Origin of the sequence: Pseudarthrobacter sp. NPDC058196 (genome assembly GCF_042882685.1) — a bacterium.
GTDB lineage: Bacteria > Actinomycetota > Actinomycetes > Actinomycetales > Micrococcaceae > Arthrobacter.
Window position 1 is genome coordinate 139,502 of the sequence record NZ_JBHVVN010000005.1, and the last position, 14,687, is coordinate 154,188.

A 14,687-nucleotide genomic window follows, 5' to 3' on the forward strand; every position below is an offset into this window, starting at 1 on the left:
GCCCCGGCGTCGGCGCTAAGCCCGGGCGATGACTTCACCGTTGGGGATCAGGAACCAGCCGTCGTCGGTGGAGCCCCAGCGGTGCCAGCCGGCGGAAATCCTGGCCAGATCCGCCGGGTTGGCGAACCCGTACTCAAGTGCCTGGTCGGCGAAGGCGGAATGCAGCACCCGCTCGCCCCACACCCGCGCCTGCCAGCGGCGCTGCTGGGCCGTAGCGTACAACCAGTTGCTGCTGCTGGGGGCGACGTCGGTGAACCCCGCGGACTGGGCCCAGCTGACCAGCCGGCGCCCGGCGTCGGGCTCTGCTCCGTTGCGGCGGGCAATCCGCTGGTACAGGTCCATCCACTCGTCCAGTTCCGGGAATGCCGGGTACCAGCTCATCCCGTGGAAGTCCGCATCACGGACCGCCACAATGCCGCCGGGCTTGGCCACGCGGCGCATCTCGCGCAGGGCCTCCACGGGGTCCGTCAGGTGCTGGAGCACCTGGTGCGCGTGGACGAGGTCGAACGTTTCGTCGGCGAAGTCAAGGTCGTAGATGTTGCCGGCAACGAATTCAACGTTGGGCACGCCGCGTTCGGCGGCGAGGGCCTGGGCCTGGGCGATGATGTCCGGCGAGCGGTCCAGGCCGGTGACGTGCCCGGGGTTGACCAGCGCGGCAAAGTCGCAGGTGATGCTGCCGGGCCCACAGCCGACGTCCAGCAGGGCTGTTCCCGGCGTCAGGTGCGGGAGGACGAACGCCGCGGAATTTTCAGCGGTCCTGGCGGCATGGGCGCGGACCACCGATTCGTGGTGGCCGTGCGTGTAGACGTCTTCCCCTGGCTGCTGCGCACTCATAACCAAACGCTACTCCCAACCGGGCTGCGGTTGCCGCTTCTGCGGGGCCAACACCACAGAACCGGGGCTCATCCGGGGTGGCCGCCCTTGGGTTCTTCGTCGTGGGATGCTTCCCGGGCCGCGGCGGTGGCCTCGACCATCGCGGTCATGAAACGGGTCACCGTTTCAAGTTCCGCCGCGGAGAACTCCGCCATGGCACTGTCCATGTGCTGGGCCAATGGCGCGAAGATGGCGCCGCCGTCCCTGAAGGCCTTGGGCGTCATCTTCAGTTGGACCTGGCGCCGGTCCGTGGCGTGCCGTTCGCGGACCACGTGCCCGGAGTTGTCCAGCCTGTCGATCAGTGCCGTGGTGGCGGGGGAACTGAGGTTCAGCTCCTTCCGCAGCACGCCGGGGGTTACCACCTCGCCCCTTGCAGTGTGGCGCATGATCACGGCCAGGGCATTCATGTCCGTCCGGTGCATGTCCTTGCGGTCGCCGGCGGCGTCCACGTACCGGTTCGCCTCGATGGTGAACTCCTGCAAAAGCCGTAGCAGGGGGTTCGGCGGGCCGAATTCCGGTCCGGCCTGGGGAAAGGGCGGTGGACCTGCTGCAGTCTGTCCTGCCATGCCCACCTCCCTTCAGCCATTCGTGTTCGCGTTCCTGCCGGGCCGTTTCTGCGCGACCGTACTGACGGATATTACTGCAGCCGCCTGAGCCCCGCCCCTGTCCGCACTGTCCGTACCGGCGGATCTGCGAAAAAAGCTCGACTGGCACTTATCTCCATGATGGAGATAATCTATGCTGGAATCAATTCTACTCGCGGCACCCTGGATGGAAGGCATCATGAAACGAACAAAAGTCGCCAAAGAGCGTGTCCCGTTCTGGCTGCGCTGGCTCATCCCCCTCGTCCTGGTCGTAACCTGGCTGGGACTGGCCGGGGTGGGCGGCCCCACGTTCGGCCGCCTGGACGAAGTCTCCAGCAATGACCAGGCGTCCTTCCTGCCCGCCAGTGCCGAAGCCACCGAAGCTCAGGACTGGCAGGCAAAGTTCCGGGACTCGGACGAGGTCCCCGGCATCATCGTCATCGAAAACACCGCCGCCTTCACCCCCGCGCAGCTGGGAGAGTTGGCCACGCTCAAGACCAGCCTCGAAGGCCTCAAGCTGGGCAGCACCGTGATCGGCCCGATCCCCTCCAAAGACGCCAAGGCAGTCCAGTTCGTAGTCCCCATCGGGTCCTCCACCGAGGTCAAGGACGCCGTCAAGGAACTCCGGGACGCGGTGTCCACGGCGGCACCGCAGGGAACCCAAACGTTCGTGACCGGACCCGCAGGGCTGGCCGCCGACCTTACCGCCGCGTTCGGCGGCATCGACGGCATCCTGTTGCTTGTGGCCCTGTCCGCCGTCTTCGTCATCCTGTTGATCGTCTACCGTTCCCTGCTGCTGCCCATCATGGTGCTGCTGACCTCCGTCTTTGCCCTCTGTGCGGCCATCCTCCTGGTCTTCGGCATGGCCAAGGCCGGCTGGATCCAGCTCAACGGCCAAAGCCAGGGCATCCTCTCCATCCTGGTGATCGGCGCGGCCACGGACTACGCCCTGCTCTTCGTGGCCCGCTTCCGCGAAGCCCTCACCCACACCACCAACCGGACCGCCGCAGTCCTGACCGCCTGGAAGGCCTCCTTTGAGCCCATCCTGGCCTCAGGTGCCACGGTGATCATCGCCCTGCTGTGCCTGCTCTTCTCGGACCTCAACTCCAACAAGGCCCTCGGCCCGGTTGCCGCCGCCGGCATCCTGTGCGCCCTGTTCGCCGCGCTGACCCTGCTGCCTGCACTGATGGCGCTCCTGGGCCGGGCCGCGTTCTGGCCCTTCCGCCCCAAGCTGGTCCCCGCCGACCAGCGCGAACCCGAACTGGTGACCGGGCTGGAAGGCCAGAAAGGCCTGTGGCGCGCCACTGCGTCCCTGGTGTCACGCCGGCCCAGGGTTGTCTGGGTGGCTTCGGTCCTCCTGCTCCTGGTGGCGGCAGGCGGCCTGCTGCAGCTCAAAGCCAACGGCGTGCCGCAAACGGACGTCATCCTCACAGCCTCCAATGCCGTTGACGGCCAGGATGCGCTGGCGCGCCACTTCGACGCCGGCAGCGGCAGCCCCGCCGTCGTGGTTGCGGACCAGGCCAAGGCCGCCGCAGTGCTGGACCGCGTCAAAGCGGACGACGGCGTGGGCGAGGCCTACCTCCTGGCGCCAGGCAGCGTGCCCATCACTGGCGCGCCGGGGGCTCCCAGCACCCCGGACGTAAGGGACGGAAAGGTCCTCATCAACGCCACCCTGAACGACGCCGCGGACTCCCTCCAGGCCGAGGAAACCGTCAAAGCCCTCCGCGGCGAGGTCAAGGCCGTGGATCCCGGCGCGCTGGTGGGCGGCGTGACGGCCACCGCCCTGGATACGAATACCACCGCCCAGCACGACCTCGTGGTCATCATCCCGGTGGTGCTCGTGGTGATCCTCTTCATCCTGATGCTGCTGCTGCGCTCCATCGTGGCCCCGGTGCTGCTGGTGCTGTCCGTGGTGCTGTCCTACGCGGCCGCGCTCGGCGTGTCCGCGTTCGTCTTCAACAACATCTTCGGGTTCCCCGGAGCGGATGCCACTGTCCCGCTGTTCGGATTCGTGTTCCTGGTGGCCCTGGGCGTGGACTACAACATCTTCCTGATGAGCCGGGTCCGGGAGGAGTCGCTCAAGCACGGCACCCGGCCCGGGATCCTGCGGGGCCTTGGCGTCACCGGCGGGGTGATCACCTCCGCGGGCGTGGTGCTGGCCGCAACGTTTGCCGCCCTTGGCGTCATCCCTATCATGTTCCTGGTGCAGCTTGCCTTCATCGTGGCGTTCGGCGTGCTGCTGGACACCGTGCTGGTGCGCTCGCTGCTGGTACCGGCGCTCGCCTACGATATCGGCCCGAACATCTGGTGGCCCGGGAAGCTGGCCCGCGCGGAGGCCGGGTCCGGCACCCAATCCTGGGAGCCCGGCGTTGAGCCCCGCACGGAGGTCCCCACCCGCTGACGCTCAGCCCTGCCGCCGCCACCATTCCACGGTGGCGGCGGCTGCCGCGTCCAGCGGGGTGGGCCGGACGCCAAGGATGGCCTCCGAGCGGGCCGAGTCCATCACGAACGGGTGCTCAAACTGGTAGCCGAGCTCCGCTAATTCCCGCATGTCGGCGGAAAAGAACGCCGCCGCCCGCAGGGCCCAGCCCGGCAACACGCGCACCTTGGGTGCTGGCACGCCCGCGGCCCGGGCAAAGGCCTGGACCAGCTCCCGCTGCGTCAGGGCCGGGCCGGTGGGGGCATGCCAGACCGAGTTCCAGGCAGCGGGGTTGGCAGCTGCGGCGACCATCGCGGCGACGAGGTCCGGGACGTAGGTAAAGGAGTGCGGCTGGTTCGCGCTCCCCACCACGCTGACATTCCGGCCGGCAAGGATGGGGACCACGATGCGCTCGCCGCCGTGCGCCATCCGGACCCGCGGGCCAAAGAAGTCCCCGGCCACCACGCTCACAGTTGTCGCAGCTGAGTCCTCCCTCGCCTGCAGCAAGCGGGTGCGCACGCCGCGCTTGCCGCCGGCCGCCCGGCGCGGGCTGTCCTCGGTCATCACGCGGTCCGGCTCACTGTAGGAGTACAGGCTTTCCGGAAAGACGACGACGGCGCTTGCCTCGTGGGCCGCGTTCAACACTGCCTGCTCGGCTGCGGGCAATTCCGCCTCCCAGGCTGCGGCGGTGTAGGACGAGCCGTGGATGCAGTGGAAAACGGCATCAACACCTGCGAAGACCCGTCGCAGGGTTTCCGGATCCTTGGCGTCTCCCGTGATCCGCTCAACCAAGGGGTGGTCGGGCCCGCTGCCGGACCGGGTGACCACGCGGACGCGGTGTCCATCGGCCGCGAGCTGCTCGGCAACCGTCCAGCCCACCGGCCCAGCGCCGGTGACGACGAAATTCTTGACCATGAGTCCTCCTGGAAAGTTTGTAGCGAGAGCGGTGCTCTCGCAATCAGCTTGGGCGCTTGCCGCGGTTTTGTCAAGAGCGCTGCTCTCCTTTGTTGGCACCGCTCTCGGTTGTGGCATGCTGGAGCTTGTGACGGACACGGAGAAGACGGATGCGGGGACGGCACCGGCCCGGGCCCTGACGCCCAGGCAGCGGGCCCGGACGCAGACCGTGGTTGACATCGTCCGGCTGGGACGGCGCCACCTGGCCCTGCACGGGGCCGCGGCACTGTCCCTCAGGGCGGTGGCCAGGGACTTGGGGGTGGTGTCCTCGGCGGTGTACCGCTACGTGGCAAGCCGGGATGAGCTGCTGACGCTGCTGCTGATTGATGCCTTCAATGAGCTGGGGGACGAGGTGGACGCCGCCGTCGAGGCGGTTCCAGCCGCTGACCATGCCGGCCGCTTCACGGCCTTGGGCCGCGCGGTACGGTCCTGGGCGCTGCGGGAGCCGGCAAGCTATGCGCTCTTGTTCGGCAGCCCGGTCCCCGGCTACAACGCGCCCGCCGAGCGGACCACGGTCCCCGGTACCCGGGTGATCGTCGCCCTGATCGGCATCCTGGAGTCTGCTTTTCGGGCCGGGCGGCTGGCCGTGGAGGATGCGGTGCGGCCCCGGATCCCGGCCGCGCTCCAAGCTGACCTGGAGGCCATCCGGGCGCAGTTCGGCCTCACCGTTCCCGAGGAGCTCGTGGCCCGGGGAGTCCTGGTGTGGAGCGCCCTGTTTGGCGCCGTCAGCTTCGAGGCCTTCAACCAATACGGGCCGGAGACCTTCAGTGTTCCGGCCGAACTTTTCGACCACCACCTTGCCGTCCTGGCCGGTGTGGCGGGGCTGCACTTAGGCGCATCCCGCAATGACGGGTAGGCCTGGCCCTGTCGGCGGCCAGGGGGCGTCGGTAGACTGCCAGTGCGCCCGCACGGACGCGCAGCCTCGAAGGAGAGATGCACCATGACTGAGAACCCTGAAGTTGCAGCCGAGGAACCCCGCAAGGGCAGCAGCGCCCCGGGCCTGGAGGGGGAAGGTGGCCAGTACGTGGACGGGGACTACGGCACCGCGGGCACCATCAACGAGCCGGAACGGGAAGCTGACGGCGAATACGAGGAGGGCAACTATGGCGACGCCGGAACCACGGGCGGCGCGCGGACGGAGGAAGCAATCCGCGACGGGCTGACCGACGGCCAGGTCCAGTCGACCGCGGACGAGCGCGGCCCATTGCACGGCCGCCCGGACTCCGACCGGTAAGCACCCTGCCGGGCCGTTTCCCGCGCGGCCCGCACCGGCCGCCGTCGTCATCCCCGGAACGGCAGGCCTAGCGGCCCACGGATTCCGGAGCTGCCGTGGCCGTGACGCCTTCCGCGTTGCCCGGATGCTGCCCGGCGTCCCGTGCCGCCACCGTGACGTCTGCGGCCGGTTCGGCGTCCTTGCTGCGGGCGCGGCTGATCGCAGCCACCGCCGCCAGGACCGTCACCAGGCCGCCATACGCGTAGGTGGTGACGGGGAGGGACAGTATGGGTGCCAGCAGGCCGGCAAGCACTGCCGGAACACCGAATGCCGTGTATGCCACCACGAAGAGCGAGGCGAAGGTGCCGGCGCGTTCGTGGTCCTCCACCAGGGGGCTGATGGACCGGATCACGCCCATGAAAGCCGTGCCAAATCCCGCTCCGGCCACCACCACGGCGGCCAGGAACAGGCCGAACGAGCCCAGGCCGATGGCCAGCAGGGACAGCGCAGTTCCCAGGGCCAATGCCGTGGTGCCGAAAATGGTGATGGTGCGGGCGCCGAACCGGTGCAGGACCGCAGCTGTGGCGGCTCCGGTGCCCGCCAGGATGGTGATCACCATTCCTTGCCACAGGTGCTCCCTGATGCCGAAGGTGGTGAGGACGATCGCGGCGCCGAGCGAGAGGTACAGTCCGCCCGTGGCCCAGCCGGCGAAGACTGCCGGGGCGCCGGTGATGAATCCCCGGCGGGCGGCGGGCGGCAGCGTCAGGTGCGGCTTGAGCGAGGCCGCTGCCCCGGGGGTCCGGGGCGAGGTTTCGGGGGCGGCCCACACCAGCGCGGCGAACACCACGTACAGGGCGGTCAGCGAAACGAATACCAGGGTGCGCGGCTCGGCCAGCAGGTCCAGCAGCAGTCCGGACGCCAAGGCTCCCAGTGCCAGGCCGCCCAGCGGCGCCACGGTGTTCCAGGCCGCGCTGGAGCCCGGGTCGTCCTCTGCTTCCAGGTCCGCGATCGCGGCGGAGAGCGTGGTCAGCAGGATGCCGCTGGCGATGCCCTGCAGTATGCGGGCCACCAGGAGCATGGCCAGTGAATCGGCCACCAGAAAGGCTGTGACGCTGGAAGCGAGCAGGATGAAGGCGGCGCTGATGACCGGCCTGCGGCCCAGGTGGTCCGAAATGGAGCCGAAGACCAGCAGGGCCGCCAGCAGCGCCACGGCGTAGACGGCGAAGATCCCGGTGGTTGCCACGGGCAGCAGATGCAGCTGCTCTTGCAGTGTGGGGTAGAAGGGCGAGGGCGCGCTGGCTCCGGCCATCATCGCTGCCGTGGCAGCCGCGACCAGGGCAAAGCCCAGCCGCCGGCGGGTCTCTTGGGGCCGGGCTGCGGTGGAGTGCGTCAAAACGTGCCGCCTTCTGCGTAGGGTGGGGTTGGTTCGAAAATAATCGAAACCTCAGCCTACTGGCAGTGACGGTAATGGTTCAACTAAAGTCGAACTGTGGCTACACCGGCGAACCTCACTCACCCCGAACGCGCGGACCTCCATTTACCCAGCGTGCTCTTTGCCCTGAGTGACCCTGACCGGCTGGAGATCGCGCGCCAGCTGCGCGCCGGCCCCCTTGATATGGCCGAGTGCGCCCTGAGCAACCCGGACATGCCGAAGTCCACCAAGTCCCACCTGATGAAGGTGCTGCGCGAAGCCGGCGTGATCCGCAACGAGGCCAACGGGCGCGGCCGCCGCCTGACCCTGCGCACGGAGGACCTGGAGGCGCGGTTCCCGGGACTGCTCGCGGCAGTGCTGGACGCGCCCTCCCCGGACTGAAACCCCCGCACCGAGGGCGACGGGCCGGCGTCGGCCGCCCTTCTTGTCCGCCGTGAGCAAAGTTGAGCGTAGTTCGCTCAAGTTGTGTTGACATCTGGTAGTGCCTGAGTAAAGTTGAGCCCAGAACGCTCAATCATTGGGCGCCACCCAGTTCCAAGGAAAGAAGGAAGCAACACATGTCACGTGCAGTAGGTATCGACCTCGGAACCACCAACTCCGTCGTCTCCGTTCTCGAAGGTGGCGAGCCCACCGTTATTGCCAACGCCGAGGGTGGCCGCACCACGCCGTCGGTCGTTGCATTCTCCAAGTCCGGCGAAGTCCTGGTCGGCGAGATCGCCAAGCGCCAGGCCGTCAACAACATCGACCGCACCATCGCCTCCGTCAAGCGCCACATGGGCACCGACTGGACCGTCGCGATCGACGACAAGAAGTACACCCCGCAGGAAATCTCCGCGCGTATCCTCATGAAGCTGAAGAACGACGCCGAGTCCTACCTGGGTGAAAAGGTCACCGACGCCGTCATCACGGTCCCGGCCTACTTCAACGACGCCGAGCGCCAGGCCACCAAGGAAGCCGGCGAGATCGCAGGCCTGAACGTCCTGCGCATCGTCAACGAGCCCACCGCCGCAGCCCTCGCCTACGGCTTGGACAAGGGCAAGGAAGACGAACTCATCCTCGTCTTCGACCTCGGCGGCGGTACCTTCGACGTTTCCCTGCTGGAAGTCGGCAAGGACGAAGACAACTTCTCCACCATCCAGGTCCGCGCCACCGCCGGTGACAACCGCCTGGGCGGCGACGACTGGGACCAGCGCGTCGTCGACTACCTGCTGAACCAGCTCAAGGTCAAGGGCATCGACCTCTCCAAGGACAAGATCGCCCTCCAGCGCCTCCGCGAGGCAGCCGAGCAGGCCAAGAAGGAACTCTCCTCTTCCTCCAGCACCAACGTCTCCCTCCAGTACCTCTCCGTCACCCCCGACGGCCCGGTCCACCTGGACGAGCAGCTGACCCGCGCCAAGTTCCAGGACCTCACCAAGGACCTGCTGGAGCGCACCAAGAAGCCGTTCCACGACGTCATCAAGGAAGCCGGCATCAAGCTTTCGGACATCAACCACATCGTCCTGGTCGGTGGCTCCACCCGTATGCCCGCCGTCTCCGAACTGGTCAAGGAACTCGCCGGCGGCAAGGAGCCCAACAAGGGCGTCAACCCGGATGAGGTCGTGGCCGTCGGCGCAGCCCTGCAGGCCGGTGTGCTGAAGGGCGAGCGCAAGGACGTCCTCCTGATCGACGTCACCCCGCTGTCCCTCGGCATCGAAACCAAGGGCGGCGTCATGACGCACCTGATCGAACGCAACACTGCCATCCCCACCAAGCGGTCCGAGACCTTCACCACGGCGGACGACAACCAGCCGTCCGTGGCCATCCAGGTCTTCCAGGGCGAACGCGAATTCACCCGCGACAACAAGCCGCTGGGCACGTTCGAGCTGACCGGCATCGCGCCGGCCCCGCGCGGCGTCCCCCAGGTTGAGGTCACCTTCGACATCGACGCCAACGGCATCGTCCACGTCTCCGCAAAGGACAAGGGAACCGGCAAGGAACAGTCCATGACCATCACCGGTGGTTCCAGCCTCTCCAAGGAAGACATTGACCGCATGGTCAAGGACGCCGAGGAGCACGCAGCCGAGGACAAGGCCCGCCGCGAGGCAACCGACACCCGCAACACCGCCGAGCAGCTCGCCTACTCCGTGGACAAGCTGATCGCCGACAACGCGGACAAGCTGCCCGAAGAGGTCAAGACCGAGGTCCAGGGCGACGTCGACAGCCTCAAGAAGGCCCTCGAAGGCACGGACGATGCCGCCGTGAAGGCCGCGTTCGAGAAGCTGCAGGCCTCGCAGACCAAGCTGGGCGAAGCCATCTACTCGCAGGCCGGTTCGCCGGACGGTGCCGGCGCTGCCGGTGCCGAGGGTGCCGCCGGTGCCTCTGCGGGCAGCAAAGCCGATGAGGACATCGTCGACGCCGAGATCATCGACGAAGACGAAGCGAAGAAGTAGCCATGCCGCACCACGGTAGCGAGGAAGAGCACAACTCATCCGCGAACCATGACGCCAAGCAGGGCAACGGCGAACCTGTCATCCGGGACAACCGCAAGGTTGACCCGGTGACCGGCCAGGCCCGGCACCCCGAAGGCGGCCACGCCCCAGGCGCCGGCCACCAGCAGGGCGCTGCCGATTCCGACGGCGACGCACTGGCCCAGGCAGAGGAAATCCTCAACGGGGTGGACGTGCCCGCAGAGGAATCCGTGGCCCAGGGGGCTCCGGCAGCAGGCGGCAACGCCGAGGCCGCCGAACTGCGCAACGACCTGCTCCGGCTCCAGGCCGAGTACGTCAACTACCGCAAGCGGGTTGAACGGGACCGCGCCGTGGCCGGAGAGATGGCCGTCATCGGCGTCCTGAACTCCCTGCTCCCGGTCCTGGACGACGTCGACGCCGCACGGCAGCACGGCGACCTCACCGACGGGCCCTTCGCCGCGATCGCCACCAAGCTGGAGAACGCGCTGAAGACCTACGGCCTGGTCCGGATCAACGAGACCGGCGTGGAGTTCGACCCCACGATCCACGAAGCCCTGATCCAGCAGCCCGGCGAAGACATCGAGGTTGACACCGTCAGCCAGGTCCTTCGCTCAGGCTACAAATCAGGAGACCGCGTGCTCCGCGCAGCACAGGTCATCGTCGCCGTTCCGGCTTAGTTGGGGTCAGCTGCTCTGGTCGCGCCGAACGGATAAGGGGCCCCGCCCCTACGCGTGGCGGCTTGGTCCTACGGACCTAAGCCGCCACGCTTCGGCAGGCCCGATGCCACTCCCGGGCCCCTTACCCGTCCGTCGCTCGGCGGTTGTGTCACCTAAGGTGAGATGACCACAAGCTCGAAGCGCAGCTGGGTAGGGGGCCGCGGCGTGGCGGGCACCGCGAAGCGGGCACGGCCCCCTACCCAGCGGAGCGTCGCCCCGCCGGGGACTTAGGTTTTGTTTACGAAAGGAAACGCCATTGGCTAGCCAGGATTGGGTGGACAAGGATTTTTACAAGATCCTTGGTGTTGCCAAGGACGCTTCCGAAGCCGATATCAAGAAGGCCTACCGGAAGCTTGCGCGGCAGCACCACCCTGATACCAATGCCGGGAATGCCGCTTCCGAGAAGAAGTTCAAGGACATTTCCGAGGCATACTCGGTTCTCTCTGATCCCGATGAGCGCCAGCAGTATGACGCCATCCGCGCCATGGGCAGCGGAGCCCGCTTTGCCCCCGGCGGCGCCGGCGCCCCCAACGGCGGGTTCGAGGACATGTTCGGCGGCCTCTTCACGGGCAACACCGGGCGGCACTCGGGCGGGTTCAACCCGTCCGCAGGCGGCATCCCGCCCGAGTTCGCAGACCTGTTCGGCGGCTTCGGCGGTTCCCCCGGCTTCCAGCGCACGCCGCAGAAGGGCGCCGACCGCACCGCGTCCACCAGCATTTCGTTCGCCGGGTCCATCCGCGGCACCACCATTGGCCTGCGCGAGCCCAGCGGCGAGGTCATCGACGTCCGCGTCCCCGCCGGCATCAAGGACGGCCAGAAGGTCCGCGTCCGCGGCAAGGGCCAGCCGGGTGCTGCCGGCAACGGCGACCTGGTGGTGTCCGTCGCGGTCCAGCCGCATGCGTTCTACACGCGCGACGGCGACAACCTCCGCATCCACGTCCCCGTCACCTTCCCCGAGGCGGCCCTGGGCGCGGATATCGAAGTTCCCACCGTTGACGGTGACACGGTGAAGGTCCGTGTTCCGGCCGGCACGCCGTCCGGCCGCACGTTGCGGGTCAAGGGCAAAGGCGTGAAGACGTCCAAGGCGACCGGTGACCTGCTGGTGACCATCGACGTCGCCGTTCCCAAGAATCTCAACAAGGACGCCGAAGCTGCGGTCAAGGCGTTCGCCGAGGCGACGTCGTCGGCGGACGTCCGTGAGGGCCTGGCAGCCAAGGCCCGGCTCTAGGAGCGGAGGTGAGCCGTGGACATCAGTCCTGACCAACCGATCTTCGTGATCTCCGTGGCGGCCGAGCTTGCGGACATGCACCCGCAGACGCTGCGTCAGTACGACAGGCTCGGCATCGTCAAGCCCAGCCGTGCCCCGGGGAAGTCCCGGCGGTACTCGCAGCGCGACGTCAACATGCTGCGGGAGGTGCAGCGGCTGTCCCAGGAGGGCGTCTCGCTGGAGGGAATCAAGCGCATCCTGGAACTTGAAAACCAGGTCGCTGCCCTCCAAAGCCGGATCGCGGAACTCACCGAGGAGCTGGGGCGCCGGCCGCGGGCTGTGGACTCGCGCATCTTCGCTGCCGGTGCCGCAGGCGACGTCGTGAGCCTTTCCCGCGGGCAGCGGCCCCGGCCGCGGTCGCAGGCTGTCATGCTGTGGCGGCCGCGCGCCATCGGCAAGTAAGTACAGAGGACGGGGCTCCAGCAAAAACACGAGTACCCACTACTCGTGACCCCGAAGCCCCCCGAACCTTGAATGGAACCATCGCCGGATCAGCGGCGGTGGTTCCACGAGTTTCTGGGGGTTTACCGTGTTTGGTGTAGTCAGCACAGGCGTCAACCGCAAGGCCCGGCCATGAGCCCGGGCATGGAGTCCGTCGCTGCATTCAGCGGCTCAATGCCGGGTCAAATGCTGTTGGCCCTGGGGCAGACCATCGTGGTGGTCTGCGTCTGCTTCGACATGGTCCGCGAACTGTCCGTCCCGAGGTCGCACCGCCGCTATGTGGCCAGTACCGTGTTCCGTACCCTGGCCATCCCGTCCATCGTCGCCAATGCCCTGACCGTCTTCGTCGCCCTGGTGATGTCGTCCTGGGTGGACGTGGTGATGGGCATGTTCGTGCTGGTGGCCATCGTTTTCCGCTTCCACCACAACCAGGACGAGGACAACTGGTGGAAAGGCAAAGGCAAGAAGCTCGCCCGCTGGGCCCGCCGGCAGTTCGCCGGTCGGACCGCTGCCGCCCCGGCCATGGGGTAACGCCCCGAAAGTCCCGGGAGCCCGGCACCGGCAACCTTCGTGCCGGGCTCCCGCGTCAACGTCAGCCGTTGATAACCTGCGGTACCCCGAGTGCTTTGAGCCCTTCAACGCCGAATTCAACGCCGTAGCCGGACTGCTTGGCTCCGCCGAACGGGATGCGGGGGTCCACGGCGCCGTGCCGGTTGATCCAGACGGTACCGGCCTGGATCCGGCCGGCCACCTCGCGGGCGGCGGCCAGGTCCTGGGACCAGACCGAGGCGCCGAGGCCGACGTCGACGGCGTTGGCCTTCTCTACTGCCTCGTCGATGGTGCTGTAGCGGATGATCGGAAGGGCCGGCCCGAACTGTTCCTCGGCCACCAGCGGGTTGTCGTTGTCGATGTCCGCCACCAGGGTGGCGGGGTAGAAGAAGCCGGGCCGGCCGGTGTCCGGGTTCCCGCCCAGCAGGACGCGTGCGCCGGAAGCCTTCGCCGCCTCCACGAGGTTCGCGACGACGTCGTACTGGGCCTGGTTCTGCAGCGGTCCCAGCAGGTTGTTCTCATCCAGGCCGTTGCCCATCGGCACGGCCTTGGCGACGGCGGTGAGTTCCTCGCAGACGGCGTCGTAGATGTCGCTGTGGACATAAAGGCGCTTGAGGGCGGCGCAGGTCTGGCCGGTGTTGATGAAGGCGCCCCAGAAGAGGTCCTGGGCGATGGCTTTGGGGTCGGCGTCGGGGAGGACGATGCCGGCGTCGTTGCCGCCCAGTTCCAGGGTGAGCCGCTTGACGGTGTCCGCGGAGGACTTGATGATGGCGCGGCCGGTGGCTGTGGAGCCGGTGAACATGATCTTGCCGATCGCCGGGTGTTCGGCCAGCCGGGCGCCGACGTCGCGGCCGCCGGAGACCACGGTCAGGAGGCCTTCGGGCAGTTCCTCGTTGATGACCTTGGCCAGCGCCAGGACGGAAAGCGGCGTGTACTCGGAGGGCTTCACCACGATGGCGTTGCCCATTCGCAGGGCGGGCGCGAGCTGCCAGACGGTGATCATCATGGGCCAGTTCCAAGGGCCGATCGCGCCCACCACGCCGATGGGCCGGTAATGCAGCTCGGCGCGGGTTTCGCCGTCGTCCACGATGGTTTCGGGCTCCAGCGGCAGCCCGGCCGCGGCACGCAGCCAGGCCACGCAGGCGCCCACCTCGAACCGGGCATTGGGGCCGTTCAGTGGTTTGCCCTGCTCGCGGGAGAGCAAGCGGGCAAGTTCCTCGGCGGAACGTTCGACGGCGTCTGCTGCCTTCAGGAGCGCAGCGGACCGGGCCTCATGGCCCAGCGCAGCCCAGGCCGGCTGCGCGGCGCCCGCTGTGGCCACGGCGCGTTCAAGGTCGTCGAGGCTGTGGACGGGAGCTTCGCCGACCGGCTGGCCCGTGGCCGGATCGAGAATGGTCCGGCCGGTGCCGGCAGTGGGGGCAATGGACGCGAGGAGCGCATCATAGGTTTCCAAGGGGTACTCCACTTCGAGTAGTCAAGGGCGCCAGCCGGGCGGCGTAGCGGGTTGCTCCCAGTCTTGCCGTGCTTGCCCCGCGGCTCTTGTGTTGTGGCGCAGGACCGTTGACGCAGAGGGAACAGCGCAATATTCCCCCACCTTATTGTGAACTTGTCAGATTAAGCCTAGACTCGGGGCCAGGCCGGCAAAGCCCTCGAGGACCGCCGGGTGACTCCTCCCCGGATCCAGGCATACGACCCTGTCAAACCCCAGCAGCGGACAGCACCGCTCCTGCTGCGCCACAGGCGCACAGGTGCTGGGATTCTTTGCGCCGTCGATGCCCCAGACGAGCAGGAG

The 14,687-nt window shown here is 67.8% G+C and carries 14 protein-coding genes; 9 read left to right on the plus strand and 5 right to left on the minus strand.

Going from position 1 to position 14,687, the window contains the following annotated elements; translation table 11 throughout:
- Window positions 1-15: 15 nt before the first annotated feature.
- Entirely contained in the window at window positions 16-834 is an 819-nt protein-coding gene (locus ACFVVC_RS08820) for a methyltransferase domain-containing protein (RefSeq protein ID WP_387451469.1), read from the minus strand.
- Between the two features lie 68 nt (window positions 835-902).
- Window positions 903-1,439, minus strand: coding sequence for a MarR family winged helix-turn-helix transcriptional regulator (locus ACFVVC_RS08825; RefSeq protein ID WP_387451472.1), 537 nt, complete (start codon window positions 1,437-1,439; stop codon window positions 903-905).
- A 217-nt stretch (window positions 1,440-1,656) separates the two neighbouring features.
- On the opposite strand from ACFVVC_RS08825, the gene ACFVVC_RS08830 reads away from it, so the two are divergent.
- The gene (locus ACFVVC_RS08830) at window positions 1,657-3,858 is read left to right on the plus strand and encodes an MMPL family transporter (RefSeq protein WP_387451475.1); all 2,202 of its coding nucleotides are present in this window, start codon (window positions 1,657-1,659) and stop codon (window positions 3,856-3,858) included.
- 3 nt (window positions 3,859-3,861) lie between these two features.
- Here ACFVVC_RS08830 and ACFVVC_RS08835 read toward each other — a convergent pair whose 3' ends face one another.
- On the minus strand, window positions 3,862-4,791 hold the full coding sequence (locus ACFVVC_RS08835; RefSeq protein WP_387451478.1) for an NAD-dependent epimerase/dehydratase family protein: 930 nt from the start codon (window positions 4,789-4,791) through the stop codon (window positions 3,862-3,864).
- A 115-nt stretch (window positions 4,792-4,906) separates the two neighbouring features.
- On the opposite strand from ACFVVC_RS08835, the gene ACFVVC_RS08840 reads away from it, so the two are divergent.
- Both ACFVVC_RS08840 and ACFVVC_RS08845 read left to right on the plus strand, forming a co-directional pair.
- Window positions 4,907-5,686: a TetR/AcrR family transcriptional regulator gene (locus ACFVVC_RS08840; RefSeq protein WP_387451481.1), complete on the plus strand. Its 780-nt coding sequence runs from the start codon at window positions 4,907-4,909 to the stop codon at window positions 5,684-5,686.
- Between the two features lie 84 nt (window positions 5,687-5,770).
- Entirely contained in the window at window positions 5,771-6,064 is a 294-nt protein-coding gene (locus tag ACFVVC_RS08845; protein ID WP_387451483.1) for a hypothetical protein, read from the plus strand.
- Window positions 6,065-6,131: 67 nt separating this feature from the next.
- Here ACFVVC_RS08845 and ACFVVC_RS08850 read toward each other — a convergent pair whose 3' ends face one another.
- A complete protein-coding gene (locus ACFVVC_RS08850; protein WP_387451486.1) occupies window positions 6,132-7,436 on the minus strand; it encodes an MFS transporter in 1,305 nt (434 codons plus the stop codon).
- A 96-nt stretch (window positions 7,437-7,532) separates the two neighbouring features.
- Between ACFVVC_RS08850 and ACFVVC_RS08855 the strand changes: the two genes are divergently transcribed.
- The 6 genes from ACFVVC_RS08855 (at window position 7,533) to ACFVVC_RS08880 (ending at window position 12,877) form a co-directional block, all read left to right on the plus strand.
- The gene (locus ACFVVC_RS08855) at window positions 7,533-7,856 is read left to right on the plus strand and encodes an ArsR/SmtB family transcription factor (RefSeq protein WP_387451489.1); all 324 of its coding nucleotides are present in this window, start codon (window positions 7,533-7,535) and stop codon (window positions 7,854-7,856) included.
- 176 nt (window positions 7,857-8,032) lie between these two features.
- Window positions 8,033-9,904, plus strand: coding sequence for a molecular chaperone DnaK (gene dnaK / locus ACFVVC_RS08860; RefSeq protein ID WP_018760754.1), 1,872 nt, complete (start codon window positions 8,033-8,035; stop codon window positions 9,902-9,904).
- Window positions 9,905-9,906: 2 nt separating this feature from the next.
- Complete coding sequence (locus ACFVVC_RS08865; protein ID WP_387451492.1) at window positions 9,907-10,599, plus strand: nucleotide exchange factor GrpE; 693 nt, start codon at window positions 9,907-9,909, stop codon at window positions 10,597-10,599.
- A 295-nt stretch (window positions 10,600-10,894) separates the two neighbouring features.
- Window positions 10,895-11,866, plus strand: a complete 972-nt coding sequence (locus tag ACFVVC_RS08870; RefSeq protein WP_387451494.1) for a DnaJ C-terminal domain-containing protein — start codon at window positions 10,895-10,897, stop codon at window positions 11,864-11,866.
- A gap of 15 nt (window positions 11,867-11,881) precedes the next feature.
- Entirely contained in the window at window positions 11,882-12,307 is a 426-nt protein-coding gene (locus ACFVVC_RS08875) for a heat shock protein transcriptional repressor HspR (protein WP_387451497.1), read from the plus strand.
- Window positions 12,308-12,490: 183 nt separating this feature from the next.
- Window positions 12,491-12,877: a hypothetical protein gene (locus ACFVVC_RS08880; RefSeq protein ID WP_387451905.1), complete on the plus strand. Its 387-nt coding sequence runs from the start codon at window positions 12,491-12,493 to the stop codon at window positions 12,875-12,877.
- 61 nt (window positions 12,878-12,938) lie between these two features.
- Here the strand turns inward: ACFVVC_RS08880 and ACFVVC_RS08885 are convergent, their stop codons facing one another.
- A complete protein-coding gene (locus ACFVVC_RS08885) occupies window positions 12,939-14,348 on the minus strand; it encodes an aldehyde dehydrogenase family protein (RefSeq protein ID WP_387451499.1) in 1,410 nt (469 codons plus the stop codon).
- Between the last annotated feature and the right edge of the window lie 339 nt (window positions 14,349-14,687).

Excerpts from the sequence above, each read along its gene's own strand:
- ACFVVC_RS08820 (WP_387451469.1), bottom strand. The coding sequence starts at position 834 with ATGAGTGCGCAGCAGCCAGGGGAAGACGTCTACACGCACGGCCACCAC.
- ACFVVC_RS08825 (WP_387451472.1), bottom strand. The coding sequence starts at position 1,439 with ATGGCAGGACAGACTGCAGCAGGTCCACCGCCCTTTCCCCAGGCCGGA.
- ACFVVC_RS08830 (WP_387451475.1), top strand. The coding sequence starts at position 1,657 with ATGAAACGAACAAAAGTCGCCAAAGAGCGTGTCCCGTTCTGGCTGCGC.
- ACFVVC_RS08835 (WP_387451478.1), bottom strand. The coding sequence starts at position 4,791 with ATGGTCAAGAATTTCGTCGTCACCGGCGCTGGGCCGGTGGGCTGGACG.
- ACFVVC_RS08840 (WP_387451481.1), top strand. The coding sequence starts at position 4,907 with ATGCTGGAGCTTGTGACGGACACGGAGAAGACGGATGCGGGGACGGCA.
- ACFVVC_RS08845 (WP_387451483.1), top strand. The coding sequence starts at position 5,771 with ATGACTGAGAACCCTGAAGTTGCAGCCGAGGAACCCCGCAAGGGCAGC.
- dnaK (WP_018760754.1), top strand. The coding sequence starts at position 8,033 with ATGTCACGTGCAGTAGGTATCGACCTCGGAACCACCAACTCCGTCGTC.
- ACFVVC_RS08865 (WP_387451492.1), top strand. The coding sequence starts at position 9,907 with ATGCCGCACCACGGTAGCGAGGAAGAGCACAACTCATCCGCGAACCAT.
- ACFVVC_RS08880 (WP_387451905.1), top strand. The coding sequence starts at position 12,491 with ATGGAGTCCGTCGCTGCATTCAGCGGCTCAATGCCGGGTCAAATGCTG.